This is a genomic window from Nioella aestuarii (genome assembly GCF_050896395.1).
Classification (GTDB): Bacteria; Pseudomonadota; Alphaproteobacteria; order Rhodobacterales; family Rhodobacteraceae; genus Nioella; species Nioella aestuarii.
Map to the genome: position 1 here is coordinate 36,085 of NZ_JBPBBA010000014.1, position 24,367 is coordinate 60,451.

At 62.2% G+C, this 24,367-nt stretch carries 25 protein-coding genes; 10 read left to right on the top strand and 15 right to left on the bottom strand.

Translation table 11 applies throughout. The annotated features are described in order from the left end of the window. Positions 1 to 48: 48 nt before the first annotated feature. The 5 genes from ACROHD_RS10095 to ACROHD_RS10115 all read left to right on the top strand — a co-directional run bounded on the left by ACROHD_RS10095 (position 49) and on the right by ACROHD_RS10115 (position 4,124). On the top strand, positions 49 to 843 hold the full coding sequence (locus ACROHD_RS10095) for an SDR family NAD(P)-dependent oxidoreductase (protein WP_432677609.1): 795 nt from the start codon (positions 49 to 51) through the stop codon (positions 841 to 843). A gap of 3 nt (positions 844 to 846) precedes the next feature. Continuing rightward, entirely contained in the window at positions 847 to 1,779 is a 933-nt protein-coding gene (gene kce, locus ACROHD_RS10100; RefSeq protein WP_432677610.1) for a 3,5-dioxohexanoate:acetyl-CoA acetone transferase, read from the top strand. Next, complete coding sequence (locus tag ACROHD_RS10105) at positions 1,779 to 2,525, top strand: SDR family NAD(P)-dependent oxidoreductase (RefSeq protein WP_432677611.1); 747 nt, start codon at positions 1,779 to 1,781, stop codon at positions 2,523 to 2,525. Before kce ends, ACROHD_RS10105 begins: the two co-directional genes overlap by 1 nt. After that, a complete protein-coding gene (locus ACROHD_RS10110) occupies positions 2,525 to 3,457 on the top strand; it encodes a 3-hydroxyacyl-CoA dehydrogenase NAD-binding domain-containing protein (protein ID WP_432677612.1) in 933 nt (310 codons plus the stop codon). The genes ACROHD_RS10105 and ACROHD_RS10110 overlap by 1 nt, the downstream gene beginning before the upstream one ends. Positions 3,458 to 3,524: 67 nt before the next feature. Continuing rightward, on the top strand, positions 3,525 to 4,124 hold the full coding sequence (locus tag ACROHD_RS10115) for a response regulator (protein ID WP_432677613.1): 600 nt from the start codon (positions 3,525 to 3,527) through the stop codon (positions 4,122 to 4,124). Between the two features lie 2 nt (positions 4,125 to 4,126). Here the strand turns inward: ACROHD_RS10115 and ACROHD_RS10120 are convergent, their stop codons facing one another. Together ACROHD_RS10120 and ACROHD_RS10125 are read right to left on the bottom strand one after the other, a co-directional pair. Continuing rightward, complete coding sequence (locus tag ACROHD_RS10120; RefSeq protein WP_432677614.1) at positions 4,127 to 5,044, bottom strand: DMT family transporter; 918 nt, start codon at positions 5,042 to 5,044, stop codon at positions 4,127 to 4,129. Positions 5,045 to 5,317: 273 nt separating this feature from the next. After that, positions 5,318 to 6,199 carry a LysR family transcriptional regulator gene (locus ACROHD_RS10125; protein WP_432677616.1) on the bottom strand — a complete coding sequence of 294 codons (882 nt, stop codon included), beginning with the start codon at positions 6,197 to 6,199 and terminating at the stop codon, positions 5,318 to 5,320. A gap of 151 nt (positions 6,200 to 6,350) precedes the next feature. Between ACROHD_RS10125 and ACROHD_RS10130 the strand changes: the two genes are divergently transcribed. Then, on the top strand, positions 6,351 to 8,540 hold the full coding sequence (locus ACROHD_RS10130) for a thiamine pyrophosphate-dependent enzyme (protein WP_432677617.1): 2,190 nt from the start codon (positions 6,351 to 6,353) through the stop codon (positions 8,538 to 8,540). Beyond that, a complete protein-coding gene (locus tag ACROHD_RS10135) occupies positions 8,537 to 9,568 on the top strand; it encodes an ACP S-malonyltransferase (protein ID WP_432677618.1) in 1,032 nt (343 codons plus the stop codon). Before ACROHD_RS10130 ends, ACROHD_RS10135 begins: the two co-directional genes overlap by 4 nt. A gap of 31 nt (positions 9,569 to 9,599) precedes the next feature. On the opposite strand, the gene ACROHD_RS10140 is transcribed toward ACROHD_RS10135, so the two are convergent. From ACROHD_RS10140 to ACROHD_RS10155, 4 genes are all read right to left on the bottom strand, one after another. Continuing rightward, positions 9,600 to 10,385, bottom strand: a complete 786-nt coding sequence (locus ACROHD_RS10140) for a phytanoyl-CoA dioxygenase family protein (protein WP_432677619.1) — start codon at positions 10,383 to 10,385, stop codon at positions 9,600 to 9,602. A 371-nt stretch (positions 10,386 to 10,756) separates the two neighbouring features. Further along, on the bottom strand, positions 10,757 to 11,125 hold the full coding sequence (locus tag ACROHD_RS10145; RefSeq protein WP_432677621.1) for a cupin domain-containing protein: 369 nt from the start codon (positions 11,123 to 11,125) through the stop codon (positions 10,757 to 10,759). Between the two features lie 27 nt (positions 11,126 to 11,152). Beyond that, positions 11,153 to 11,755 carry an RraA family protein gene (locus ACROHD_RS10150; protein WP_432677623.1) on the bottom strand — a complete coding sequence of 201 codons (603 nt, stop codon included), beginning with the start codon at positions 11,753 to 11,755 and terminating at the stop codon, positions 11,153 to 11,155. Beyond that, a complete protein-coding gene (locus tag ACROHD_RS10155) occupies positions 11,752 to 12,555 on the bottom strand; it encodes an alpha/beta fold hydrolase (RefSeq protein WP_432677624.1) in 804 nt (267 codons plus the stop codon). Before ACROHD_RS10155 ends, ACROHD_RS10150 begins: the two co-directional genes overlap by 4 nt. 79 nt (positions 12,556 to 12,634) lie before the next feature. Here ACROHD_RS10155 and ACROHD_RS10160 point away from each other — a divergent pair, with 79 nt between their 5' ends. Next, positions 12,635 to 13,093 carry an Lrp/AsnC family transcriptional regulator gene (locus ACROHD_RS10160; RefSeq protein WP_432677625.1) on the top strand — a complete coding sequence of 153 codons (459 nt, stop codon included), beginning with the start codon at positions 12,635 to 12,637 and terminating at the stop codon, positions 13,091 to 13,093. Positions 13,094 to 13,406: 313 nt separating this feature from the next. On the opposite strand, the gene ACROHD_RS10165 is transcribed toward ACROHD_RS10160, so the two are convergent. From ACROHD_RS10165 to hutI, 9 genes are all read right to left on the bottom strand, one after another. Continuing rightward, positions 13,407 to 13,856, bottom strand: a complete 450-nt coding sequence (locus tag ACROHD_RS10165) for an OsmC family protein (RefSeq protein WP_432677627.1) — start codon at positions 13,854 to 13,856, stop codon at positions 13,407 to 13,409. A gap of 29 nt (positions 13,857 to 13,885) precedes the next feature. Beyond that, positions 13,886 to 15,028 carry a glycine cleavage T C-terminal barrel domain-containing protein gene (locus ACROHD_RS10170; protein WP_432677628.1) on the bottom strand — a complete coding sequence of 381 codons (1,143 nt, stop codon included), beginning with the start codon at positions 15,026 to 15,028 and terminating at the stop codon, positions 13,886 to 13,888. Between the two features lie 162 nt (positions 15,029 to 15,190). Next, positions 15,191 to 15,682, bottom strand: coding sequence for an Lrp/AsnC family transcriptional regulator (locus tag ACROHD_RS10175; RefSeq protein WP_432677629.1), 492 nt, complete (start codon positions 15,680 to 15,682; stop codon positions 15,191 to 15,193). After that, the gene (locus ACROHD_RS10180; protein WP_432677631.1) at positions 15,679 to 16,254 is read right to left on the bottom strand and encodes a hypothetical protein; all 576 of its coding nucleotides are present in this window, start codon (positions 16,252 to 16,254) and stop codon (positions 15,679 to 15,681) included. The genes ACROHD_RS10175 and ACROHD_RS10180 overlap by 4 nt, the downstream gene beginning before the upstream one ends. A gap of 113 nt (positions 16,255 to 16,367) precedes the next feature. Next, a complete protein-coding gene (locus ACROHD_RS10185) occupies positions 16,368 to 16,613 on the bottom strand; it encodes a hypothetical protein (RefSeq protein ID WP_432677632.1) in 246 nt (81 codons plus the stop codon). Positions 16,614 to 17,051: 438 nt separating this feature from the next. Beyond that, complete coding sequence (gene hutU, locus ACROHD_RS10190) at positions 17,052 to 18,716, bottom strand: urocanate hydratase (protein ID WP_432677633.1); 1,665 nt, start codon at positions 18,714 to 18,716, stop codon at positions 17,052 to 17,054. Between the two features lie 3 nt (positions 18,717 to 18,719). After that, a complete protein-coding gene (gene hutG / locus ACROHD_RS10195) occupies positions 18,720 to 19,514 on the bottom strand; it encodes an N-formylglutamate deformylase (protein ID WP_432677634.1) in 795 nt (264 codons plus the stop codon). Further along, positions 19,511 to 21,037: a histidine ammonia-lyase gene (gene hutH / locus ACROHD_RS10200; protein ID WP_432677636.1), complete on the bottom strand. Its 1,527-nt coding sequence runs from the start codon at positions 21,035 to 21,037 to the stop codon at positions 19,511 to 19,513. The genes hutG and hutH overlap by 4 nt, the downstream gene beginning before the upstream one ends. Next, positions 21,034 to 22,215 (bottom strand): imidazolonepropionase, encoded by a 1,182-nt coding sequence (hutI, locus tag ACROHD_RS10205; RefSeq protein ID WP_432677638.1) that lies wholly within the window; start codon positions 22,213 to 22,215, stop codon positions 21,034 to 21,036. Before hutI ends, hutH begins: the two co-directional genes overlap by 4 nt. A gap of 79 nt (positions 22,216 to 22,294) precedes the next feature. Between hutI and ACROHD_RS10210 the strand changes: the two genes are divergently transcribed. Both ACROHD_RS10210 and hutC read left to right on the top strand, forming a co-directional pair. Further along, complete coding sequence (locus tag ACROHD_RS10210; protein WP_432677639.1) at positions 22,295 to 23,656, top strand: formimidoylglutamate deiminase; 1,362 nt, start codon at positions 22,295 to 22,297, stop codon at positions 23,654 to 23,656. Further along, positions 23,653 to 24,354 carry a histidine utilization transcriptional repressor HutC gene (gene hutC, locus ACROHD_RS10215; protein WP_432677641.1) on the top strand — a complete coding sequence of 234 codons (702 nt, stop codon included), beginning with the start codon at positions 23,653 to 23,655 and terminating at the stop codon, positions 24,352 to 24,354. The genes ACROHD_RS10210 and hutC overlap by 4 nt, the downstream gene beginning before the upstream one ends. Positions 24,355 to 24,367: the final 13 nt, after the last annotated feature.

Genomic DNA, 24,367 nt, shown 5'->3' on the forward strand with positions numbered 1-24,367 from the left:
GACGGTCCGATCGGGGTGCCGGGGCAGGATTTCAACAGGGAGATATGGATGGGCAGGATACAAGGCAAAGTGGCCCTCGTGACAGGCGGGCGCGGCGGCATCGGGCGCGCCATCTGCGAAAGGTTCGAAGCCGAAGGCGCTCAGGTATTCGCCGCCGATCTAAGCGAGACGGGCAGCCTGGAAGGCCCTGCAGCGGCAGGGGAATTCCTCCGCCTCGATGTCGCCTCAGAGGAGGAGGCCATTGCCGCCATGACCCACATCCGGGATCGTGAAGGCAAGCTCGACATCCTGGTCAATGCCGCCGGGATCGAGATTGAAAAAACCATTGAGCACACGACGCTGGCAGAATGGAACCGTTCCTTCGTGGTCAACGTGACCGGCACCTTCCTGGCGTCCAAACACGCCCTGCCGCTCCTGCGCGCCGCCGCCGGCGCGGGCCAAAGCGCCAGTATCATCAATTTTGGGTCTTATGACGGGTTCATTGCCGATCCGGGCCTTGCCGCCTACTGCGCCACCAAGGGGGCGGTCCACGCGCTCACCCGGGCCATGGCCTGCGATCACGGGCCAGAGGGCATCCGCGTTAACGCGATCTGCCCGGGCTACATAGACACACCGATGCTTCAGAGTTTCTTTGCTGGTGACGGGTCGGGCGGTGGTGGCAAGACCATCGACCAGTTGCAACAGGCGGTGCGTGACGTTCACCCGATGCGCACCTACGGCACGCCCGAGGACATTGCCAATCTCGTTTTATGGCTCGCCAGCGACGAAGCGCGCTATGCTTCGGGGCAGCTTTGGGTGCTCGATGGAGGGCTCTCGGCGCAAGTTCAACAGATGAGGATCTGAAACATGCCCAAATCCGTGATCATCACCTGCGCGCCAACCGGCGGCATCCATACCCCCACAATGTCGCCCCACCTGCCGATTACACCGGCCGAGATTGCGACCGCCAGCATCGAGGCTGCAGACGCGGGCGCATCGATCATCCACCTTCACGCGCGTGACCCCGAAACCGGCAAGCCCGACCCGCGCACCGAAACGTTCCAGAAGTTCCTGCCGGTCATCAAGCAATCCACCGATGCAATCATCAACGTCAGCACCGGCGCGGGGCTTGGGATGAGCATGGAGGAACGCCTGCGCGCCGCCACCGATGCCAGCCCCGAAATGGCCAGCCTCAACATGGGCAGCATGAATTTCGGGATCTTCCCGATGCTCGAGAAATACAAAGATTGGAAACATGACTGGGAACCGGAGTTCCTTGCCATGACCCGTGACTTCATCTTCCCCAACACCTTCGCCACCATCGAATACGCGCTGAAGAACTTGGGCGAGGCCCATGGCACCAAGTTCGAGTTTGAATGCTATGATCTGAGCCATCTCTACAACGTCAAATGGTTCGTCGATCAGGGGCTGATCAAGCCGCCTTTCTTCATCCAGATGGTGTTCGGTATTCTGGGCGGTGTGGGCGCCGATCTGGACAACCTCATGCATATGCACAAGGTGGCGGACCGGCTGTTCGGTGCAGAGAATTACGAATGGTCGGTGCTGGCCGCGGGCCGTCACCAGATGCCCTTCGCCACGCAAAGTGCGCTTTTGGGCGGCAACCTGCGGGTTGGGCTGGAGGACAGCCTCTATATCGGGAAGGGCGAGCTTGCGACGTCGAACGCGCAGCAGGTGCGGAAGATCCGGTCCATCGTCGAGGCTCTCGGTCTCAGCGTTGCGACACCGGCCGAAGCGCGGGAACGCTTGGCGCTCAAGGGCGGTGACAGGGTGAATTTCTGATGGCGGACGTGGCAATTGTGACCGGCGGCAGCCGAGGGATCGGACGCGCCATCGTGGACCGGCTGGCGGCAGACGGAGCGCGGGTGATGACCTGTGGGCGCGGGCCGAGGCCCGGCGATCTGCCCGATGCAATTGGCTGGATGTCGGGCGATGTCGCGCGACCTGAAGACGCCAGGCAGATCCTTGCCGCGGCGCAAGCGGCTTTCGGCACCCCCACGATCCTTGTGAACAACGCGGGCGTTCAAGTGGAGAAGACCGTGGCCGACAGCAGCGATGCGGACTGGGAGCTGGTCATAGGGGCCAATTGCCGGGGCGTGTTCAACATGACGCGCGCCGTATTGCCGGGAATGCAGGATGCTGGTGGCGTGATCGTCAATATCGGCTCGATCTCGGGTCATGTCGCGGATCCATCCATGGCGCTATACAACGCATCCAAGGCCTTCGTTCACGGGTTGACCCGCTCTATCGCGGTGGATCACGGACCACAGGTGCGATGCAACGCGATCAGCCCCGGCTGGATCATGACCGCCATGTCGGATGAGGCTTTCGCCCTGGCCGAAAACCCCACTGCCGCCAAGGCTGATGCGCTTGCCCGCCACCCCGCAGGCCGTTTTGGCAGCCCCGAGGATATTGCCCGCGCCGTGGCGTGGCTTGTCTCTGAAGAAGCGCGGTTCATAACCGGCCAGTGTCTGACCGTCGATGGCGGGCTGACCGCCGCCTCCCCCCTCAATCCTGGACTTTTCTGATGACCGATCTCTCTCAGACAGCCGTCCTTGGCGCAGGCGTCATCGGGGCCAGCTGGACCGCGCTTTTTCTTGCCGCCGGGAAATCGGTGACTGTGTTCGACCCTGCCCAAGGGGCTGATGCGATTGTGCAGGACTACGTGGACAGGGCGTGGCCGGTACTGGAACAATTGGGGTTGGCGACACATGCGCGCGGGCAGCTTCGGTTCACCGATGATCCGGCGGATGCTGTCGCGGGTGCGGGCTTTGTACAGGAAAGCGTACCTGAGCGACTGGAGGTCAAACACGCGCTCTATGCCCGGATCGAACCGGCACTTGCTTCGGATGCGGTCGTTGCCTCCTCGGCGTCTGGTCTGACGCTTTCGGAAATGCAGGGTGGATGGCAAAACCCGGGTCCACTGGTTCTGGGACATCCGTTCAACCCGCCCCACCTTATCCCGCTGGTCGAAGTCATGGGCAACACCCGCACCCGTCCGGGCGCAGTAGAGACGGCGGAGCGGTTCTATGCAGAGGTGGGCAAGATCACGATCCGAGTGAATAAGGAGGTGCCCGGCCATGTGGCCAACCGGTTGCAGGCGGCCCTTTGGCGCGAGGCGATCCACCTGGTGACTGAGGGCGTGGCCAGTGTCGAGGATGTTGACAAAGCGGTATGGGCCGGCCCGGGCCTGAGATGGGCCACCATGGGGCCGACAACGCTTTTTCATCTCGGGGCGGGGGCTGGTGGACTGGCCGAGTTCTGTACCCGCTATGCCGACAGTTTCAACCGTTGGTGGGATGATCTGGGCACCCCCTATCTCAACGCAGAGACCGCCGATCGACTTGTCGCAGGCATGGCAGAGGCAACCGCCGGGGCTGATCCGGTTAGCCTGTCGGAAGACCGCGATGCGCTGATTGCCGCCATGCAAGCCGCCACTGCACCTTTGCGAAAGGGTTAGGTCGCTATTCCATCCCTCATGATGATCCGCTACCATCGGTACAGGGGCAGGCACCGAAAGGATACCCATGCGCATTTTGCTTGCGGATGACCACGACCTTGTCCGGGATACAGTCAGTCTCTTTCTGAAATCAGAAGGGGTGGAAGCGGTTGAAACTGCAGAAAACCTTCCTGATGCGCTGACTGCGGCCAGCCAAAACAGCTTTGACCTTGCCCTTTTGGACTACAATATGCCCGGCATGAACGGGCTGGACGGAATCGGCCGGATGCAAGACGCGATGAAGGGCGGGCCTGTGGCAATTCTGTCCGGCACGGCCACCCCCGCAATCGCGAAAGATGCGATCAAGGCCGGGGCAATTGGTTTCGTCCCCAAAACGATGAGCGCCAAGGCGATGATAAGCGCGATCCGCCTTATGGTATCTGGCGAGGTCTTTCTGCCGGTCAACCTTCAGCAGCAGACAGGCGATAGCAGAGCCGCCAATCTGACATCCCGCGAGACCGAGGTTCTCAGGGCCCTTTGTGACGGCAAATCGAACAAGGAAATTGCCCGCGATCTTGACCTGCAAGAGGTCACGATCAAGCTGCACGTCAAAACACTGTGCCGCAAACTGGATGCCCGGAACCGCACCCAGGCCGCAATGATCGCCCGTGATCGGCAATTGATCTAGGATCAGGGCGCTGTGATAGGTGGCGGCTTGCGCCTTGCACCGGATACCGCGTTGCCCGCGATTGCGGCCAGCAGGATCGCCCCGCCGATCAGCGTGTTGAGCGTCGCCGTTTCACCAAGGAAAAGCCAAACCCAAAAGGGCCCAAGCAGCACCTCCGCCAGTGACAAAAGCGTCAATTCGGCGGCAGGTAGGGTGCGGGAACCGAGCGTATAGAGGATCAGCCCCGCCCCGACCTGAAACACCCCCATTCCCATGGCGATACCACCGTCGCGCGGCGACAGGACCAACGGCAATCCGAGTGACAGGCAGATCACCGCGGTGATGAGGATGGCAAAGACACCCGATAAAAAAACCGCGGGCAACATCTCGCCCGACTTGCCCCATCTGAGCGCCACCGTGAAAATCGCAAAGCCAAGTGCCGACCCGATGGCCGCCAAACTGCCCGACAACGCCGCGCCTGCGGATTTGTCTGCCACCATGATGCCGATCCCGGCGAGGGCAACGAAAATCGCGATCCAGGTGGCCTTGCGGACGGCTTCCTGCAACACAACCCATCCCAGAACCGCCGTCATGAAGGGCGCCGTTGCGAAAAGCAGCATTGCATTGGCCACTGACGTGGCCTGAATGGCATAGATCCCGCCCGCATAGGCCGCCACAAGCGACAAACCCGCGATCACGGCTGGCCAACCTGTGCGGCGGATATGGCTGATGGGGCTTTTTCCCGTGCGAAGCCAGACGACCGCGAACAACAGGGCCGAAAGGCTGACCGATCGATACAGCAGGATCTGCCAGACGACGGCCTCCTCGATCAACCGAATACCAAGCCCGACGGTCGACCACAGCACCCCTGCCAGAAAGACGAAGATCAGACCTGTTCTGTGGCTGTGCTCGGCTGTTTGGCTTGGCAGGACGTGCGTCATTGGGTTGCCGATTTTGTGACTGATACCACAGCCATAGACCGTTTTCCGTCCAGACACGTTCCCAAACACGACCCGGCCATGTCGCTCTACGAGGTCAATCGGTGCCTGGTATGGGCTGTTCCTGACCGGGCAATCGGGTGCTTGGGTCGGGGCATTGTGTGATTGCGTTGCGCTTCGGCGGGTCAGACCCTACCGCCCGCTTTCGGCATCCCGCCACTCCGTTGCCCCGTCCGACATCTGCCAGACCACAATCCTTCCCCTGCCCCTGCTGCGCTACAGATCCGACCGGATCCAGTCCGCGAACCGTTCCAGCGGCGCGCGCATGGGGCGATCATTGGGCCAGACCAGATAGTAGCTGCCGGTTGAGATCACCGGACCGCCAAAGGCCACGACCAGTCGCCCGCGGGCGATTTCCGCCTCGGCCAGAAAGGTCGGCAGCAAAGCCACCCCCATTTCTAGCGCGGCGGCTTGAGCAATGGTGGTGAACTGGTCAAAGAGCATTCCGCGCGGCGCGGTGACATCGACGCCCTGATGACGGAACCAGTCTTCCCACGCGCTGGCCCGCGTATCGAGATGCAAAAGCGGCAGATCCAGCAACGCCTCTGGCCTATCCAGAGGTTCGGGCAGCAGCCCCGGCGCACAGACCGGCAGCACCTCTTCGCCGGCGATCTTGAGATAGGACACGCCCGGCCAGTCCCGTGCACCAAAATGCACAGCCGCGTCGAAGGGTTCGCGCGCGAAGTCGAATGGCTTCAGACGGGTGGACAGGTTCAGCGACACCTCCGGGTGCGCAAGGCTGAAGCGTCGCAAACGGGGCGCCAGCCAGTGGATACCGAACGCGGGCAGGATCGAAAGATCGAGGCTACCGCCATCGGGGTTGGCCTTCAGTCTCAGGGATGCGCGCGACAACGCCGTCAGGCTTTCCCTAAGCGTCTGGCAATAGTCCACCGCAGCGGGGGTCAGCCGCAACCCGCCGCGCCCCGGCTGAACCAGCGTGACGCCCAACTGGTCCTCAAGCACTTTGATCTGGCGGCTCACCGCGCTGTGGGTCAGCGACAGTTCCTCAGCCGCTGCCGTGGCGCTGCCAAGCCGGTCCACGGCCTCCAGCGCCAACATGGATGGAAGCGAAGGTAAAAAGCGACGGGAAGCAATCATGTGAGTTTTTCTCCAACTGATCGGAGAATTCATCATTGGCGCTTGCTTGTAAACAAGCCTAAATCAAGGGGTGATGGCAATTATCACTGTGCGCGATGCTTCATCCACGCACGGCAAGCCGAACCGCTGACCGAACAAAAAAGGCCCCGATATGGACCGCGCCCAGATCGTTCACGACAACTTCCTGACCCGCGTGCCCGCCCGCGAGTTCCCACTGGGCAGCGCGCCGGTTCCGGGCCTGCCCGCGCCGCTGGCGGTGTCGATCTACCGGGCGCAATGCCTGTCCCGCGCGCTCGACCGGGAAAGCCGGGCGATGCAGAAGGCGGGGCAAGGCTATTACACGATCGGATCGTCAGGGCATGAAGGCATGGCCGCCGTCGCCGCAGCATTGCGCCCCACCGACCCGGCCTTTCTGCATTACCGCGATGCGGCCTTCCAGATCGCGCGCAGCGCGCAGGTGCCGGGGCAGAATATCACCTGGGACATGCTGCTTTCCTTCGCCTGTTCGTCGGAAGACCCGATTTCCGGCGGTCGGCACAAGGTTTTGGGCAGCCATGCCCTGATGATCCCGCCCCAGACGTCAACCATCGCCAGCCACCTGCCCAAGGCCGTCGGCGCGGCGTTTTCCATAGGTCTCGCACGCCGTCACCCGCCCGAACACAAGCTCTATGAAAATGACGCCATCGTCATGTGCAGCTTTGGCGATGCCTCTGCCAACCATTCCACCGCGCAAGGCGCGATCAATACGGCGGGCTGGACCTCGGTTCAATCCACGCCCCTGCCGCTATTGTTCGTGTGCGAGGACAATGGCATTGGCATCTCGGTCAAGACGCCGAAAGGCTGGATCGAAGCCAGTATGCGCCACCGCCCGGGCATCAAGTATTTCGCAGCGGACGGGCTCGACATCTACGAAACCTACAAGGTCGCGCAGGAGGCTGCCGACTATGTCCGCACCCGCAGGAAACCCGCCTTCCTGCATCTGCGCACCGTCCGGCTCTACGGCCACGCGGGTGCGGATGTGGCGCTAAGCTACCTGTCGAAAGAGGAGGTTGAGGCCGGCGAAGCGAACGATCCCCTCCTGCATTCCGCCCGCCTGCTGGATGCCTCGGGCGCCCTGCCCGCCAAGGACGCGCTGGCGATCTACGAAGAGACCAACGCCCGCGTTTCCCGCGTAGCGTCAGAGGCCGTGACCCGCCCCCGCTTGCGGGACGCGGCGGGCGTGATGGCGAGCCTCATCCCCCCGAAACGGATTTGCGCGGCCACGAATGGCCCCTCGGCAGAGGCCCGCCCGGCGGTGTTTGGTGCGGATATGAAGGCGATGGAAAGCCCGCAGCCTTTGTCGAAAATCCTAAACCTCGCGCTCACGGACCTGATGCTGGGACATCGCGAAATCGTCTTGATGGGCGAGGATGTGGGCCGCAAGGGCGGTGTTTATGGCGTGACCCAGAAGCTTCAACAGCGCTACGGCCCCGACCGGGTGATCGACACATTGCTGGATGAGCAGTCCATTTTGGGCAATGCCATCGGCATGGCCGGAAACGGCTTTATCCCGATCCCCGAAATTCAGTTCCTTGCCTATCTGCACAATGCCGAGGATCAGCTGAGGGGCGAAGCCGCCACCCTGCCCTTCTTCTCCAACGGTCAGTTCACCAACCCGATGGTGGTGCGCATTGCCGGGCTTGGCTATCAAAAGGGCTTCGGCGGGCATTTCCACAACGACAACTCGCTGGCGGTGCTGCGCGATATTCCGAGGCTGATCCTCGCCTGTCCGTCGACCGGCGCGGACGCTGCGTGCATGTTGCGCGAATGCGTGCGACTGGCGCGGGAGGAACAGCGGGTCGTGGTCTTCGTCGAACCCATTGCGCTCTACCCGATGCGTGACCTGCACGAGGCGGGCGATGGCGGCTGGATGACGAACTACCCCGCCCCCGACCGGCGCATTCCGCTTGGCGAGATCGGCCAGCATGGCGACGGGCAGGACCTTGCGATCATCACCTATGGCAACGGCCACTACCTGTCGCGGCAGGCACAGGCGCGGCTGGAGGCCGAGGGGATCAGAACCCGCGTCATTGACCTGCGCTGGCTAGCACCCCTACCCGTTGACGCGATGATCGAGGCGGTGCGTGGCGCGGCCCATGTGCTGGTGGTCGATGAATGCCGCTTCACCGGCGGGCAGGCCGAGGCGCTGATGGCCCATCTTCACGAGGCGGGAATCGGCAGCTTCGCCCGCGTCACGGCAGAGGACAGCTTCATCGCCACCGGCCCCGCCTATGGCGCGACCCTGCCCTCGGCGGACGGCATCTATCACGCGGCGAAGGCATTGACGGGGGGCATGGCATGACACGCAAGGCGATTCTGATCTGCCCCGGTAGGGGCACCTATAACGCGCCCGAGTTGGGCTATCTCAAGCGCCACCACGGCCCGCGCGCAGAAATCATTGCGCGGTTCGACGCAATCCGGGCTGGTGCCGGTCTGGAAACCGTCTCCGCCCTGGATGGGGCAGAAAAATACAGCGTCTCGAAATACTCGCGCGGCGACGTGGCCTCCCCCCTCATCTGCGCCTGTTCGCTGGCCGACGCGGCGGCACTGGCCGAGGATATCGAGGTCGTCGCCGTCACCGGCAATTCCATGGGCTGGTACCTTGCGCTTGCCGCTGGCGGCGCGCTGACGCCCGAGGACGGGTTCCGCGTCGTCGACACCATGGGCGGCCTGATGCAACAACATCTTATCGGCGGGCAGTTGGTCTACCCCTGGATGGGCGAGGATTGGCGGGCAGACATGGCCCGCAAGACGGAGCTTCTGGCGCTTGTCAGGGACATCAACGCGCGCGCCAGTCAGGAATTGTACCTCTCCATTGACCTTGGCGGGATGCTGGTTCTGGCGGGGGATGAGGCTGGCCTGAAGGCCTTTGAAGCGGCCGTTCCCCCAGTAGGTGGACGCTTCCCCATGCGGCTTGCCAATCACGCCGCGTTTCATACCGCTATGCAGGCACCCGTGGCCGAAATGGGCCGCGCTGCCCTGCCCGTCTCGTTGTTCCACCAGCCGCAAAAGCCCCTCATCGACGGGCGCGGATCGGTTTGGTGGCCTCATGCGACCGACACGGAAGCACTGTGGCGCTACACGTTCGACACGCAGGTCTGCGAGACATACGACTTCACCGCCGCCATCAGCACGGCAGCGCGCGAGTTTGCCCCGGATCTGTTTATCGTCACCGGCCCCGGCGGAACCCTAGGCGGGGCTGTGGCGCAATCGCTGGTGCTGGCCCAATGGAAGGGCATGACGGATAAGGCAGGGTTCGAGGCCATTCAGGCACGCGACAACCTGCTCGTGTCCATGGGACGTGAGGACCAACGCGGGCAAGTCACCTGAGACAAGGGGCCGGATACCCGGCCCCCTCAGATCACGCCGCGTAGATCACAGGGAAACGCCCACCCCGGAACGGAGCGCCCTTCGCCAGGTTGTCATCATGCAACCATTCCGTGACCTCATCTCGCGGGTCATAGGTGGCGCCCTCCACCGCGAAGCGGATCGCGTAGCCCCTCCGCCTGTGGGTCGAGGTCCGGTTGCCCATGGCCGAATGCACGCTCATCCCGTCAAAGGCCAGCGCGTCGCCGGGGTTCATATGGGGGAAGTGGAAGATGTCGTAGTCTGACCGATCCGCCTCGAAATCCGGCATATCGATGTAGTCGGGGTTTCCCTCTTCCAGATAATGCGAGAACGCGCCGAGCTGATCGGTTTTGAAAGGCCGGTATTTCGCGCCCCACGCGTGCGATCCGCGCACGAATTCAAGCGCGCCATTGTCCGCGTCGACCTCATCCAGAGCGATCCACATGGTCATGATCGGGCCCTGAACAGGCCAATAGGGCTGATCCGTGTGCCAGCCGGTCTGGGTCTTCGTCCCCGGCTCCTTCACGAAGATCTGGTCGTAAATAAGCGATGTCCAGGGACTGCCCGCCACCTCGGCCACACGCTGGCCGATATCCGATTGCAGGCAATAATCCTGAAACGTGCCTGGCCTCTCGCGCATGTTCTTGTAGGCGAAATAGCGTTCGCCCTTCTGCACTTCGAGATCAATCGCCGCGCGCAGTTTCTCGATCCACTCGGGCGAAACAGCGTTGCGCAGCAGCACGACACCGTCGCGCTTGTAGTCTTCCCGCACCTTGGGCAGGTCTAGGGTAAGGGTCATCTGGAAAGCTCCGATCATCCGGGCCGCCTTGGGCAGCCATGTCATTGGGGACAAGCCCCGGTTTCAGCGGACAGTCAAAGCGCAGGGGATGAGCGGTTGTTGATGATGAAGCAAGGCCATGTGGACCGCGCCGACCATTTCCCGGTCAGCCTGTCGCGGAACTGTTGGACTTTTTCCAGCATGTCACATGCCTTTCTGTGCCTTTTCACGCTGGCAGGCTTTGCGCGACCTGCCAAGGGAAAACGGCCATGCGTGGGTCTTGGGGAGCAAGACGTTGAGGGCTTGAGGTCGGCTTTGCGGGACAAATCTGCCCTTCGTTATGGAAACCTTGATGTCCGGTTCCAAAAAAGGGGGTTCCGCAGGAGCCGAACCTAAGCAGCAAATCCTGAACCTGACTTGCGATAGGCTTCGCGCGGTGGGGCGAAGACATCGAGCACCTTCGCGCCGTCCGGGCCCGCCTTGAAGCCGTGTTCGACGCCGCCGGGTGTGCGCCAGAAGTCGCCCGGCCCGACCGGCACGTCAACGCCGTCCTGGATGCGGGTGCCGCTGCCCTCAAGCAGCACGCCCCATTGCTCCTCGGGGTGCGAGTGGATCGATCCTTCGCTGCCGGGCTCAAAGCTGACGACGGAAAACATCGCCTGCTCGCCAGGGAAGACGCGGGTTTCGATGCCATCGGCCAAGGCGCGGGCGATGCCCTCGCTCAGGTCGGCGAAATTGAAGAAAGTGTTAGGTCTGTCCATCGTATCCTCTTGTCGATTGGGTCGGGCCTATGGGTCCAGTTCAAAGATTTCCAATGTGGTTTCGCCTGCGTGAATGCGGGCGCGGATTCTCTCCTCGCGGGCGGCGACAGCGGCGACCTTGGTCAGCACTTCAGCGGCCGCATCGCAAGGGATCACCACCACGCCATCGTCGTCGCCCACAACGATATCACCGGGGTGAACAGTGACCCCGCCAAGAACGACCGGGACGTCCGTGTCTCCGCGGTCCGTCTTGGCGGTCGCTTCGGGATGAAAGCCCCGGCAGAACACCTGAAACCCCAGCGCCGCGATATCGGGACTGTCGCGGATCGTGCAATCGAAGACGGCGCCAACCATGCCCTTGGCGATGCACCCGTCGGCAAGCAGGTCTCCAAACGGGCCGAACCGCTCAGAGCCGCCACCATCCACGACGAGGATGTCTCCGGCGACAGCATGATGAACCGCGCGATGGATCGCCCCGTTCTGGCCCGGTGTTATCCGCGCTGTGCGGGCACGGCCAGAGATGCGTTTGCCGGGGATCAGGGGCTTGATCGCGGGCGCAATCGCGCGCACGCGCGGATCAGCGTTGCAGAGATTGCCCGTTGGAAAGGCTGCGAAATCATTTGTTGTCATGGGTTTGGATCGTGCCTTTCAAGGAAATCCGCCATCGCAGCCCAAAGCGCGGGCGGGTTGGAGTACATCGGGAAATGCCCTGAATGCGGGATCTCGATCACCTCGACACCCATCTCGGGCAAGTCTCCGAGATAGGAGAGATGGCGGTTTTGTTCGCCATAGATGAACGCGCGCGGACAAGGCAGATCGGTGAACATACCCATCAGCGGCGCATCGTCAGACTGCGCCACCATGGACGTGAAGATCGGCTCAAACGACGTGTTGCGCACCTTGGCGGGCAACGCCGCCGCGTAAAGGCCAGAGCCATATTCCGCGCGATGTCGCACCCGGTCGATGAACCCTTTGGCAAAGCCTGCGGGCGTGTCGGCCGCGTGTTCGACGATCTGGCGCGACAGGAAACAGTCTTCTGGCGCGATATTGCCCTCGATGTTCATGAAACTCAGGATCCGATCCGGCTGTTCATGCGCCAGCAGAAGCGCGGTGAGGCCACCCATCGAATGCCCGGACATGTGGAACCGCTCGATGCCGAGGGCATCACAGGCGGCCAGCGCAACCTTGACCAAAAACGGGATCGATAGCGCATCAGGCGAGCTGACCTGCGATGCACCGCAATCGGGTGCATCCCAAAAGATCAGGCTGCGGTCCTGAAATTCGGGGCGCATCGACAGATCGGCGTAGTCTTCCTTGGTCGAGCCAAAACCGTGCAGGCACACCAATGGTGGGCGCGTGCCTGCGCGATGCAGATACGCCAAACTGACCGTGCCCTCTGCAAAGGTCAGATCAAGCGTCCCTGAGTCCATTTTCGATCTCCAACAGGTTTTTCGTATCCAAGTGATCTAAATCGTAGACGATTCGATTGCGTAATGATACAATGGCCGCATGATCGACGCAAAAGATAAACAAATACTGTCGCTTCTTCTGGAAGACGCCGCAATTTCCAAGGCAGATATCGCCCGACAGGTGGGTCTGGCGCCCTCGGCCATTTCAGAGCGTGTGCGCAGGCTGGAAGCGGATGGTGTCATTCAGGGCTACGAGGTGCGGTTGAACCCCCATGCGCTCGGCAAACCTCTGTTGGCATTTGTCTTTGTCACCGACGCCAAGCCAAGCCTTGGTTTTGACACCGCCGCAGCCTTATCCGGCGTGACTGGCCTCGAAGAGCTGCACAAGATCGCGGGCGACGATTGCTACCTGCTGAAGATCCGGGCATCGGGTACAGATGAGCTCAACGAAATCATCGAAACCCAGATCAACCCGGTCCAATCGGTTACGCGCGTGCGCACAACCATCGTCCTGAGCGCGGTCACAGAGCGCCCTTGCATGGCGGGTCATTCAATTTGATGACGTGACATCGTCCTCAGGAATGACGGCCCTTAGTCTTGGCAAACCGGACATTCGCGGCACCGCAACAATGATGTAGCTGTGGGCTCTAAGCAGCCATCGCACTCCAACCCGCAGCCCCTTTCCCCTACACCCCGACCTGCCAAGCGGCTGGCCCCTCCCTATCGAGGGGCCGCACCCGATTACAAAATCCCTGGCAAATCCAACCCATGCTCCCGCGCGCCGTCGTTGAGGGTCAGGTGCACAACGCCGTTCGCATCGTGGTCACGCAGAAGGATATCGCCGGAGTACATGGGAGTCATTCTGCCAAAGATCAGAGAATGTTGATTTCAACGCTGTCGGCCAGCGTATTGGCGATGAAGCAGTAGCGATGCGCACGCTCCTGCATCTGGGCCAACTCTGCGTCACTGACCGAAAAGCCCGTATCGAACCGCACAACCGGGTGCAGATCAATTCGCGTGACAGACATCTGCCCGCGCGGATTCTTGCCCAGATGCGCTTCGGCATAGTCATGATAGCTCGCGACCGGCCAACCGGCCTTGGCGCAAAGGGCAAGGAACGTCATCATGTGGCAACTCGACAAGGCCGAGGCCAATGCCTGTTCCGGGTTGGTGTTCGCCGGATCTCCACCCCAATCTGGGGCAGAGTCCACGGTCACATCGTATTGGTTGTTGAACTGAACAAGATGGGCGTTCGAGTAGGCGCCGGTCTGAAAAACCGGGGTCGCCCGATGCCAGTGCAACTGGATCGCGAGGTCGGACATTTCTGGGTGCTCCGCTATGGTCCGGCCGCTCAGGCGGCGGCGATTTGCTTTTTCGGGTCGTAGAACGGGCGCTCAACCACGGTGGCGAGGACCGGTCCAGATCTGGTCACGACTTCAACCTCAGAGCCAAGCATAGCCTGATCGGCTGACACCATGGCCAGGGCGATGTTCTGCTTCAAACGCGGAGAGTAGACCGCCGACGTCACCTTGCCGATGGTTTTGCCGTCCTTGTTTATTTCCCAGAACGTGGTGTTCGGGCCTTGCAGCGGCTCACAATCGATGATCAGGCCAATTTGCTTGCGGGTCGCGCCCTCTTCCTTGATGCGCTTCAGAGCGGCCTTGCCGATGAAATCAGCTTCCATGTCCAGGTTGACCAGCCGGTCGAAGCCAAGCTCGAACGGATTGGTGTGGATGTCGGCATCAGCGTGATAGGACAGCATCCCGCCTTCGATCCGGCGGATTGACGAGGTATGGCCGGGTTTCAGACCGAACTCCATGCCAGCAGCCATGATCCGTTCCCAAAGCGCGTCGCCATAGGTACCGTCGCGCAGGTAAAGCTCATAGCCCAGTTCGCTGGACCAACCGGTGCGCGAAACGATCAGCGGAATACCATCCAGATCCACTTCGCGCAGCCAGTAGTATTTGAGGTCCATGATCTCTTCACCAAAGAGCGCCTGCATGATCAGGCCCGAGTTCGGCCCCTGAAGCTGCAATGGCGACACGTCGGGTTCACCAATCGACACGTCCATGCCGGAATGCACTGCCACGCCCTGAGCCCAAAGCAGAATGTCGCTGTCCGCGAGCGAGATCCAGAAGTGGTTTTCCGCCAGTCGCAGCAGGATCGGATCGTTCAGAATGCCGCCCTCGGCATTGGTGATCAGGATATACTTGCACTGGCCCACAGCCATCTTGGATAGGTCACGCGGGGTCAGCATTTGCACAAAGCGCGCCGCATCTGGCCCGGTGATTTCGACCTGCCGCTCGACCGCCACGTCACACAGGATGGCTTCGTTCACGAGGTTCCAGAAGTTCTGCTCCGGATCACCGAAATCCCGCGGGATATACATGTGGTTATATACCGAAAACCCCTTTGCGCCCCACCGGACGGTTGCATCGAAATAGGGGGATTTGCGGATCTGGGTGCCGAAGCCGAAATCGTCTACCTGGGTCATGTCTGTCGCCTTAGTTGCAAGGGGCTGCTGAAGTCAGCAGGCGTGAGGAACTGGCGAGTGTGTAGTCCAGGACGCGGCACAAATTCGGACTGAAAGTGGCCATTTCAGCAGGCTGATTGGGCTGAAATTTGCTGATCAAAAAGACCATTCAGACGCGCAATGTCAGTTCGCGCCACCGGCAATCAGTTTTGCGACATTGGGCTGAGTCGATTTGATTCTTCGGGTCGTGATATAGGTCATGTACCGCTCAATCCCGAGATCAGCGGAAAGAAGGTCATCCATCAGGGTCTGGAAGGCGGTAAGACTGTGGGTGAAGACCTGCATCACATAATCCATGCCGCCGCCCGTTGCGACGCACATGGTGACCTCATCCAATGCCTGGATCTTTGCCTCGAACCGGTCGAAATCTGTCTTTCGATGATGTGTGAGCGAGACCGTCACAATAACGTGGGAGAAACTCGCGATACGGTCCAGCGCCAAGTCCGCATGATACCCGCGAATGTAACCGGCCGCCTTCAGCCGATCCAGACGAGCCCAACAAGGGGTCGGCGACAGGTTGACCAGCTCTGCCAGTCTCGACTTGCTCAGCTGGCCATGCTGCTGCAAGGCAGCCAATATGCGAATGTCGGCGGCATCCAATCCATTTGATTTCATTCGTCCCCGCCTTCCCCAAGAACCCGTGGCACCAGACGCAGCGCCTGACCATGGCTGTGTCTTTTCCCATATGCGGCAAAGAATGTATCGCCAACAGATATCTTGTTGAAATGAGTTATAGCGGCACCGGTCGGACCTTCACCACTCAGATCGAACCGCCCGTCCCCTCTTGCTGTGCCAAAGCACGCTCCTAGCGCAGACGCTCCAGATAGCTTCGCAATCAGACCCTCAACAATAGGTTCCATATGATCGGTGTGGCGCCCGCTACCCTTATCGAGCTGCCAGAAGTCCCTGTAGGCATTCCGAGCGACCGACACCAATCGTCCAGACAATGGACGCGCTTCCTCGGCTCTGCCGGCTGCAAGCAGATCGAGAACGAGCCCGACCAATCCAATTGGACCATGCAGCGCAGGAATATCTAAGGCGATATAAACCCAGAAATCTCTTGATCTCAGAGTCTGCCCCTGATGGTCACGGATAATGACACCCTTCTGGGCGGCCTCCCAAGCTGCCAAGCGGTCGTCTATGGTCGGCTTTTCTGGGAGAAGATTTCCTTCGATTTCGCTGTCCATTGCGATCTGTCCTTCATCCTGGACTGCACGGCAATCAAACCACATCCACTGCGGGTGGCGAAAACAGAAACGGTGGAGCAACCCTCGAAGGGCGAAGGTTGCTCCCGGTAAACTCAGCGCTGAGAAGCCGTCGCATTCGGATCCACATACTGGCCGCGAATGTAGTTCGCCATGTCATCCGTTGCAGGCTGGATCCACCAACCCTGCCCGTTTTCCTGAATCCAGTCGGCTGTTGCCGGAACAAGTGGCAAGCAGGTCTGCTGGAGATTGGACCAATACATATCCCAACCGCAGTCCTGGGCCATTGCTCCGACAGGTGCTACGGCGGCGAGAGTGGCGATGAAGAAAAGCTTTTTCATTTTATCCGTCCTTAACATAGTGTTATTTTGACACTTAATTAGTTGGCGATGCGAGGCCGGTCAATTATGTTGGTGTAGTTTGCACGGTAAATAAATATTTCAGACTCCTTCACGATGTCATCCTACAGCTCGATCTCCAATATTGAAGTCCAGATAAGACAGGTCGGAAGCGGTGCTGCACCAGTCAGGATCCGGGGACCTCAGTGGGCTGAGAACGGCCATCAGCAGCTGTGCACCGAACAGCAGCTTCGTCCCGCGGAGCAGTCCCAGGTGCCTGATGCAACGAAACTCGGCTCTCCGCCCGTCGCCAAGAACGCAACGCATGAGACCAAGGTCAGAGAAGGGTTCGAAGCGGCCATTGCGCTCCGAACCTTTCGTTCCTCATCCCCACTAAGACATGCTAAGTGGCTGTCGACCGGGTGGAGAGACCGTTTCCGTTCACAAAATACCGGGCAGGTTCAACCCATGCTCCCGCGCGCAATCCTTGGCGATGTCGTAGCCCGCATCGGCATGACGCATCACCCCCGTGGCCGGGTCGTTCCACAACACCCGTTCCAGCCGCCGGTCGGCGTCCTCTGACCCGTCGCAGCAGATGACCATTCCGGAATGCTGGCTGAACCCCATGCCGACACCGCCGCCGTGATGCAGGCTGACCCAGGTGGCCCCAGACGCCGTGTTCAGCAGCGCATTCAGCAGCGGCCAGTCGGACACGGCATCCGAGCCGTCCTTCATCGCCTCTGTTTCCCGGTTGGGCGAGGCGACGGAGCCGCTATCCAGATGGTCCCGACCGATCACGACAGGCGCTTTCAGCTCGCCATTGCGAACCATTTCGTTGAACGCCAGCCCCAGCTTGTGGCGCACGCCGAGGCCAACCCAACAGATCCGCGCGGGCAGGCCCTGGAACGCGATCCGCTCCTTCGCCATGTCGAGCCAGTTGTGCAAGTGCGGGTCGTCGACCAGTTCCTTCACCTTGGCGTCGGTCTTGTAGATATCCTCCGGGTCGCCAGACAGAGCACACCAGCGGAACGGCCCGATGCCCCGGCAAAAGAGCGGCCGGATATAGGCGGGCACGAAGCCGGGGAAGGCGAAGGCGTTTTCAAGCCCCTCCTCCAGCGCGACCTGCCGGATGTTGTTGCCGTAATCCAGCGTCGGCACGCCCGCATTCCAGAAATCGACCATGGCGGCCACATGCACCTTCATGCTGGCCCGCGCCGCGCGTTCCACCGCCTTGGGGTCGCTTTCCTGTTTTTCGCGCCATTCGCCCACGGTCCAGCCCTGCGGCAGGTAGCCGTGGATGGGATCATGCGCGCTGGTCTGGTCGGTCACGATATCGGGATGCACCCCGCGTTTGACCAGTTCGGGGAAGATATCGGAAGCATTGCCGATAAGCCCCACGGATTTCGCTTCGCCCGCCTTGGTCCAGCTCTCGATCATGGCCAAGGCGTCGTCCAGCGAATGGGTGATTTCGTCCACATACCTGGTGCGCTTGCGAAATTCGGCGCGGGTTTCGTCACATTCCACGGCCAAACAGCAGGCCCCAGCCATGACAGCGGCCAGGGGCTGCGCGCCGCCCATGCCGCCAAGTCCGCCGGTCAGGATCCAGCGGCCTTTCAGGTTGCCGCCATAGTGCTGGCGGCCCGCCTCCATGAAGGTCTCATACGTGCCCTGAACGATGCCCTGCGATCCGATATAGATCCACGACCCGGCGGTCATCTGGCCATACATCGCCAGCCCACGCTTATCGAGTTCGTTGAAATGGTCCCATGTCGCCCAATGCGGCACGAGGTTGGAATTGGCGATCAGCACCCGCGGCGCGTCCTTGTGGGTGCGGAAGACGCCGACGGGTTTGCCCGACTGAACCAGCAATGTCTGATCGTCTTCCAATTCCTTCAGGCTGGCGACAATCGTGTCGAAATCATTCCATGTCCGTGCTGCACGACCGATGCCGCCATAAACCACCAACTCATGCGGGTTTTCTGCCACATCGGGGTGCAGATTGTTCATCAGCATCCGCATGGGGGCCTCGGTGAGCCAGCTTTTCGCGGTGATCTCGGTACCCGTAGCGGGGAAGATATCGCGGATGTTGTGACGGGGGTCGGTCATGGATCAGCCCTTCAGCTTGGGGGCCAGGTCGGCCAGGGTTGTGAGGATTTGGCCCAGATGCGGGCGCAGGCGGTTGGCCTTGTCGGGGTCGTAGGCCCAACCGGCAGTTTCATCGACAAGGTGCGTCGACTGTGCCAGTTCCATCTGGATGGCGTGGAAGCCTTCAGCGGGGCGACCGTAATGTCGCGTCGTCCAGCCGCCCTTGAAACGGCCGTTCAGAACGTGGGTGTAGCCCGTTGCCCCGGCACAGATTCCCAGAACTGCGGCCTCGATCTCGGGCGCGCAGGTGGTGCCCATATTTGTGCCGATGTTGAAATCGGGCAGCAGCCCGTCGAAGAGATGCGGGATCACCGACCGGATCGAGTGGCAATCATACAGGATCGCCACGCCATGCCTGGCCCGCACCCGCTCCATCTCCGCCAGCAAAGCCGCGTGATAGGTTGCGTGAAACGCCTCGCGCCGTGCCTCGATCTCTCCCTCGCGCGGCGGATCAGCCCAAATCGCCGTTCCGTCGAAATCAGTCAGCGGCACGAGGCCGGTGGTGTTCTGCCCCGGATAGAGGCTCGCGCCGGAGGGATCGCGATTGGCGTCCACCACGTAGCGATGAAACGTGGCGCGCACCGTAGTGACACCGGGCAAGAGCCCGTCATAGAGCCGTTCCACATGCCAATCCGTATCCGACAGCTCCCGCCCCCGCGCGTTCAACCGGGCATGGATGTCGTCGGGCACGAAGGTGCCGGTATGGGGCAGGCCCAGGATGACGGGGCCTTCGCCCTGTTGAACTTCAACCGGGGTCACGCTGCGCTCTCCAGCTCCGGCAGATTAAGCCCTTCGCATAAAGCGCCCGAGGCGACCAGCTCGCCCGCTGCTTCCAGATCGGGGGCGAGGTAGCGATCCTCGCGGATCGTCGCCACCCGCGCCCGCAAACGGGCCAACACCCCTTGCAGGGCAACACTGGTCATCAGCGGCGCACGGAATTCCACGCCCTGGGCCGCGCACATCGCCTCGACGCCCAGAATGCGCGACAGGTTCGCGTTCATCCGCTGAAGCCGCCGCGCGCCATGGGCGGCCATGCTGACATGATCCTCCTGATTGGCGCTTGTCGGGGTGGAATCCGTCGAACACGGGTTCGCCAGATGCTTGTTCTCGCTCATTAAAGCCGCCGTCGTGACCTCGGCAATCATGAGGCCCGAATTCAGCCCCGGCGCGGGCGTCAGGAAGGGCGGCAAGTCGAAGGACAACGTCGGATCGACCATCAGCGCCACGCGGCGCTGTGCGATCGCCCCGATCTCTGACAGCGCAATCGCGATCATGTCAGCGGCAAAGCCCACGGGTTCCGCATGGAAATTGCCGCCCGAGACGATCCGCCCCTCGCCAAGCAGCACCAGCGGGTTGTCGGTCACCGCATTGGCCTCGATCCGCAGCGTTCCTGCGGCCATGCGCAGCATATCGAGAGCCGCCCCCGTCACCTGCGGCTGACAGCGAATGCAATAGGGATCCTGCACGCGGGTATCGCCCTCGCGGTGGCTCTCGCGGATCTCGGAGCCTTCCATCAGCGCCCGCATCGCAGCGGCCACCTCGATCTGGCCGGGCTGGCCGCGCAAGTCGTGGATCTCGGCCAAAAGGGGCGCGGTCGATCCCATGATCGCATCAGTGGACAGGGCCGACAGGGTGATCGCCGCCCGCAGGTTGGCCCAGGCGGTGAAGAGCCCGACCAACGCGCAGGCGGTAGAAAACTGGGTGCCGTTGATCAGCGCAAGCCCTTCCTTTGGGCCGAATGTCACCGGCTCCAGCCCCGCACGGGCCAAGGCCTCGCCCCCCGGCAGGGTCTGGCCGTCGAACATGGCCTCGCCCTCGCCCATCATCGCCAGCGCCATATGGGCCAGCGGCGCAAGGTCGCCAGACGCCCCAACCGACCCCTGTTCGGGGATCACCGGCGTCACGCCCTTGGCGAGCATCCCTTCGATGAGCCGCACGGTGGCCGGCGCGACACCAGACGCGCCACGCCCCAAAGACAGCAGCTTCAGCGCCATCATCAGCCGCGCGGTGTTATCCTCGAGCGGCTTGCCGACACCACAGGCGTGGCTGCGGATGAGGTTCCGTTGCAGAGCCGCCGTGTCCTTGGCCGCGATCTTCATCGAGGCAAGTTTTCCGAACCCGGTGTTGATCCCGTAAACAGGATCTTCTCCGGCGGCAGCCTTCTGCACCTCGGCATGGGCGGCCTCGATGCCCGGAAAGGCGGCAGGATCCAACGCCGGGGTTGCCCCGCGCCACACCGCCTCCAACTGCCTTAGCGTCGCCGCGCCCGGGGTCAGGATCATGCTGCGACCTCCCCGCCGATCCAGCGTTCCGCCAGCGGGTTGAAGCCGAAGCGATAGGCCAGTTCCGCCGGTTGCTTAACGTCCCAGACCGCCATATCTGCCCGTTGGCCCGCCGCGATCTGCCCTTGGTCGGATAGCCCAAGGGCCTTGGCCGCGTTCACAGTCACGCCCCGCAGCGCCTCTTCCGGCGTCAGGCGGAACAGGGTGCAGCCCATATTGACAGCCAGAAGCAGCGAGAACATCGGCGACGATCCGGGGTTCGCATCGGTCGCCAGTGCCATCGGCACGCCATGGGCGCGGAAGGCATCGACCGGGGGCATCTGGGTTTCGTGCAGCGTATAGAAAGCGCCCGGCAGCAGGACGGCGACGGTGCCAACGGCGGCCATCGCCTGTGCATCGGCCTCGGTCGCGTATTCCACGTGATCGGAGGACAGCCCGCCATAGCGTGTCACCAGTTCCGTTCCACCCAGATGCGAGAGCTGCTCGGCATGAAGCTTCACCGGCAGGCTGAGCGCCTTGGCCACCTCGAATACCCGCTCGATTTGTGCAGGCGTGAAGGCGATCCCTTCGCAGAACCCGTCCACTGCGTCGACCAGCCCTTCCGCATGGGCTTGATGCAGGGCGGGAATGCAGATTTCGTCGATATAGGCGTCGGCATCCGCCCCCGGTGGCACCGCGTGGGCGGCAAGGAAGCTGGTCACGATCTTCACCGGTCGATGCTGTTCCAGGGCCCGCGCCGCGCGCAGCATGTTGAGTTCGGCCTCGATGGTCAGGCCGTAGCCGGATTTCACTTCTACGGTGCTCACCCCCTCGGCCAGCAGCGAATCCAGTCGCGGCAAGGCCAAAGCCACCAGATCCGCGACGCTCGCCGCGCGGGTGGCCGTAACCGTGGACAGGATACCACCGCCCTCGCGCGCGATCTGTTCATAGCTCGCGCCCTGTAGGCGCAGTTCGAACTCCCGCGCGCGGTCGCCTGCGTGGATCAGGTGGGTATGGCAGTCGATCAGCGCCGGTGTGATCAGCCGCCCGCCCATGTCGCGCGTCTCAGCCTCGGGCGCTTCGGCGCGCGGCCCGACCCAAGTCACCCGGTCGCCGTCCAGCAACACTGCTCCGTCGGGGATCAGCCCATAGGGCGCACCCTCTGCCATCGTGGCCACCGTCGCGTTCACCAGAAGCATGATCGACTCATTTCGCTTGATTAATCCCTGCGAGATAGCATTATGTATGCACATAATCGAGTCAAGCAGGGATTTGACCATGGAACATGTCTGGGCAAGGACCGCATTGACCCCTGCGGGCTGGCAAGATGATGTGCTAATCACGCTGGACGCCGGGCGCATCGCAAGCGTCACGCCGGGGTCCGCACCGCAGGGCACGCGCACCGGCTGCCTGCTGCCCGCGCCGGCAAACGCCCATTCGCACGCCTTCCAGCGCGCCATGGCGGGGCTGACGGAACGCCGTGGCCCCAACCCAAGCGACAGTTTCTGGACCTGGCGACAGCTTATGTTCCGCTTTCTGGACCGGATCACGCCGGAACAGGTCGAGGCGATCGCCGCCTTCGTGCAGATGGAGATGCTGGAGGCGGGTTATGCCACTAATGTCGAGTTTCACTACCTGCATCACCAGCCCGGTGGCACACCATACGGGCGCCTATCCGAATTGTCACAACGCATCGCAGAGGCCGCCGACCAGTCCGGGATCGGCCTGACATTGTTGCCGGTCTTCTACCAGACGGGCGGGCTTGACGGTCGGGGGCTGGCCCCGGGCCAGCAACGCTTTGGCAATGACGTGGCCCGTTTTTCAGTATTGGTTGAGGAGGCCCGCGCGCGGATTGCGGCTGGCCCCAAGGACTGGGGCTTTGGAATCGCGCCCCATTCGCTGCGCGCCGCCCCGGCTAGCGCCCTGCACGACGTCACAACCCTTGCCCCTGACGGGCCGATCCACATGCACCTGGCCGAGCAAAAGGCAGAGGTTGAAGAGGTCTTGGCCGCCTATGGCAAACGTCCCGTGGAATGGGTGCTGGATACCCTGTCCCCCGACCATCGCTGGCATTTCATCCACTGCACCCAGATGGAGCCGCATGAAACAGAGGGGCTCGCCCGGTCCGGCGCGACCGCCGTCCTTTGCCCGTTAACCGAGGCCAGCCTTGGCGACGGTATCTTCGACGGGGTTCGCTGGATGAACGCAAATGGGCGCATTGCCATCGGCTCTGACAGTAACATCCGCATTGCCCTGGCCGAGGAACTGCGCCAGCTCGATACCAGCCAGCGTCTGCGCGATCATTCGCGCGCGGCTTTGGCAACGCCGGAGCGCTCGACCGGGCGGCGCCTGTTCGAGGCGGCCATCCAAGGCGGAGCAGGCGCGGCAGGCCGTCAGACCGGCGCCCTTGCCGTGGGCAACTGGGCCGATATGCTGGCGCTCGACGCAAACCACCCGGACCTTGACGGCATGAATGGCGACCTGATCCTCGACAGCTATATCTTTGCAGGGGACGACCGCATGGTACACGACGTCTGGTCGGCAGGGCGCCACATGGTCACGCAAGGCCGCCACATCCACCGCGACGGCATCGAAGCCGCCTATCGGGCCGCTGTGCGCGAGCTTCGGGCAACCGCATGAACGACACCAACACCTGGCAAGGCGTCCAAGACGAGGTGCGTCGCCGCATCCGGTCGCGGCAATGGAAACCGGGCGACCTGATCCCCAACGAAGCCGATCTGGCTGCTGAATTCGGATGTGCCCGCACGACCGTGAACCGGGCGTTGCGCGAACTGGCCGGGGCGGGCCTCGTGGAACGCCGCCGCAAATCCGGGACCCGCGTGGCGCTGCATCCTGTCGGCAAGGCGGTGATAGAAATTCCCATCATCCGGCAAGAGATCGAAGGCAACAGCCAGCGCTATGGCTATGCCCTGTTATCCCACGCCACCACCCGACCGCCTGCACGTGTGGCCTATGCGCTCGGGCTGAGTGAAGCAGCGCGCTGCCTGCATCTGACCGCGATCCATCTGGCAGACGGCGCGCCCTACGTGCTGGAAGATCGCTGGATCAACCTGTCTGCTGTACCGCAAGCGGAACACCACGATTTCACCCGCAAAAGCGCCAATGAATGGTTGCTTGAAACCGTACCGGTGGCGCGCGGGGAACTGGCGATTTCGGCCCAACCCTGCGGGGTGGATGAGGCCCGCGCGCTGGACATGGCCGAAGGAACACCTCTGTTGACCTTGGAACGCAGCACCTGGGGCCCTGACGCGCCCGTCACCTTCGTGAGACTCTGGCACATGCCCGGACACCGGATCGTGTCGCCTATCGCGGGGTAATATGTCGGATGCG

Bases quoted from the DNA above. Each gene is read 5' to 3' on its own strand.
- kce (WP_432677610.1), top strand. From the start codon at position 847: ATGCCCAAATCCGTGATCATCACCTGCGCGCCAACCGGCGGCATCCAT.
- hutI (WP_432677638.1), bottom strand. From the start codon at position 22,215: ATGCTTCTGGTGAACGCGACGGTGGCCACGATGGCAGAGGGTGCGCCC.
- ACROHD_RS10135 (WP_432677618.1), top strand. From the start codon at position 8,537: ATGACACGCAAGGCGATTCTGATCTGCCCCGGTAGGGGCACCTATAAC.
- ACROHD_RS10210 (WP_432677639.1), top strand. From the start codon at position 22,295: ATGGAACATGTCTGGGCAAGGACCGCATTGACCCCTGCGGGCTGGCAA.
- ACROHD_RS10130 (WP_432677617.1), top strand. From the start codon at position 6,351: ATGGACCGCGCCCAGATCGTTCACGACAACTTCCTGACCCGCGTGCCC.
- ACROHD_RS10165 (WP_432677627.1), bottom strand. From the start codon at position 13,856: ATGTCCGACCTCGCGATCCAGTTGCACTGGCATCGGGCGACCCCGGTT.
- hutU (WP_432677633.1), bottom strand. From the start codon at position 18,716: ATGACCGACCCCCGTCACAACATCCGCGATATCTTCCCCGCTACGGGT.
- ACROHD_RS10095 (WP_432677609.1), top strand. From the start codon at position 49: ATGGGCAGGATACAAGGCAAAGTGGCCCTCGTGACAGGCGGGCGCGGC.
- hutC (WP_432677641.1), top strand. From the start codon at position 23,653: ATGAACGACACCAACACCTGGCAAGGCGTCCAAGACGAGGTGCGTCGC.
- ACROHD_RS10115 (WP_432677613.1), top strand. From the start codon at position 3,525: ATGCGCATTTTGCTTGCGGATGACCACGACCTTGTCCGGGATACAGTC.
- ACROHD_RS10185 (WP_432677632.1), bottom strand. From the start codon at position 16,613: ATGAAAAAGCTTTTCTTCATCGCCACTCTCGCCGCCGTAGCACCTGTC.
- ACROHD_RS10140 (WP_432677619.1), bottom strand. From the start codon at position 10,385: ATGACCCTTACCCTAGACCTGCCCAAGGTGCGGGAAGACTACAAGCGC.
- ACROHD_RS10145 (WP_432677621.1), bottom strand. From the start codon at position 11,125: ATGGACAGACCTAACACTTTCTTCAATTTCGCCGACCTGAGCGAGGGC.
- ACROHD_RS10155 (WP_432677624.1), bottom strand. From the start codon at position 12,555: ATGGACTCAGGGACGCTTGATCTGACCTTTGCAGAGGGCACGGTCAGT.
- ACROHD_RS10170 (WP_432677628.1), bottom strand. From the start codon at position 15,028: ATGACCCAGGTAGACGATTTCGGCTTCGGCACCCAGATCCGCAAATCC.
- hutH (WP_432677636.1), bottom strand. From the start codon at position 21,037: ATGATCCTGACCCCGGGCGCGGCGACGCTAAGGCAGTTGGAGGCGGTG.
- ACROHD_RS10120 (WP_432677614.1), bottom strand. From the start codon at position 5,044: ATGACGCACGTCCTGCCAAGCCAAACAGCCGAGCACAGCCACAGAACA.
- ACROHD_RS10160 (WP_432677625.1), top strand. From the start codon at position 12,635: ATGATCGACGCAAAAGATAAACAAATACTGTCGCTTCTTCTGGAAGAC.
- ACROHD_RS10110 (WP_432677612.1), top strand. From the start codon at position 2,525: ATGACCGATCTCTCTCAGACAGCCGTCCTTGGCGCAGGCGTCATCGGG.
- ACROHD_RS10105 (WP_432677611.1), top strand. From the start codon at position 1,779: ATGGCGGACGTGGCAATTGTGACCGGCGGCAGCCGAGGGATCGGACGC.
- ACROHD_RS10150 (WP_432677623.1), bottom strand. From the start codon at position 11,755: ATGACAACAAATGATTTCGCAGCCTTTCCAACGGGCAATCTCTGCAAC.
- ACROHD_RS10175 (WP_432677629.1), bottom strand. From the start codon at position 15,682: ATGAAATCAAATGGATTGGATGCCGCCGACATTCGCATATTGGCTGCC.
- ACROHD_RS10125 (WP_432677616.1), bottom strand. From the start codon at position 6,199: ATGATTGCTTCCCGTCGCTTTTTACCTTCGCTTCCATCCATGTTGGCG.
- ACROHD_RS10180 (WP_432677631.1), bottom strand. From the start codon at position 16,254: ATGGACAGCGAAATCGAAGGAAATCTTCTCCCAGAAAAGCCGACCATA.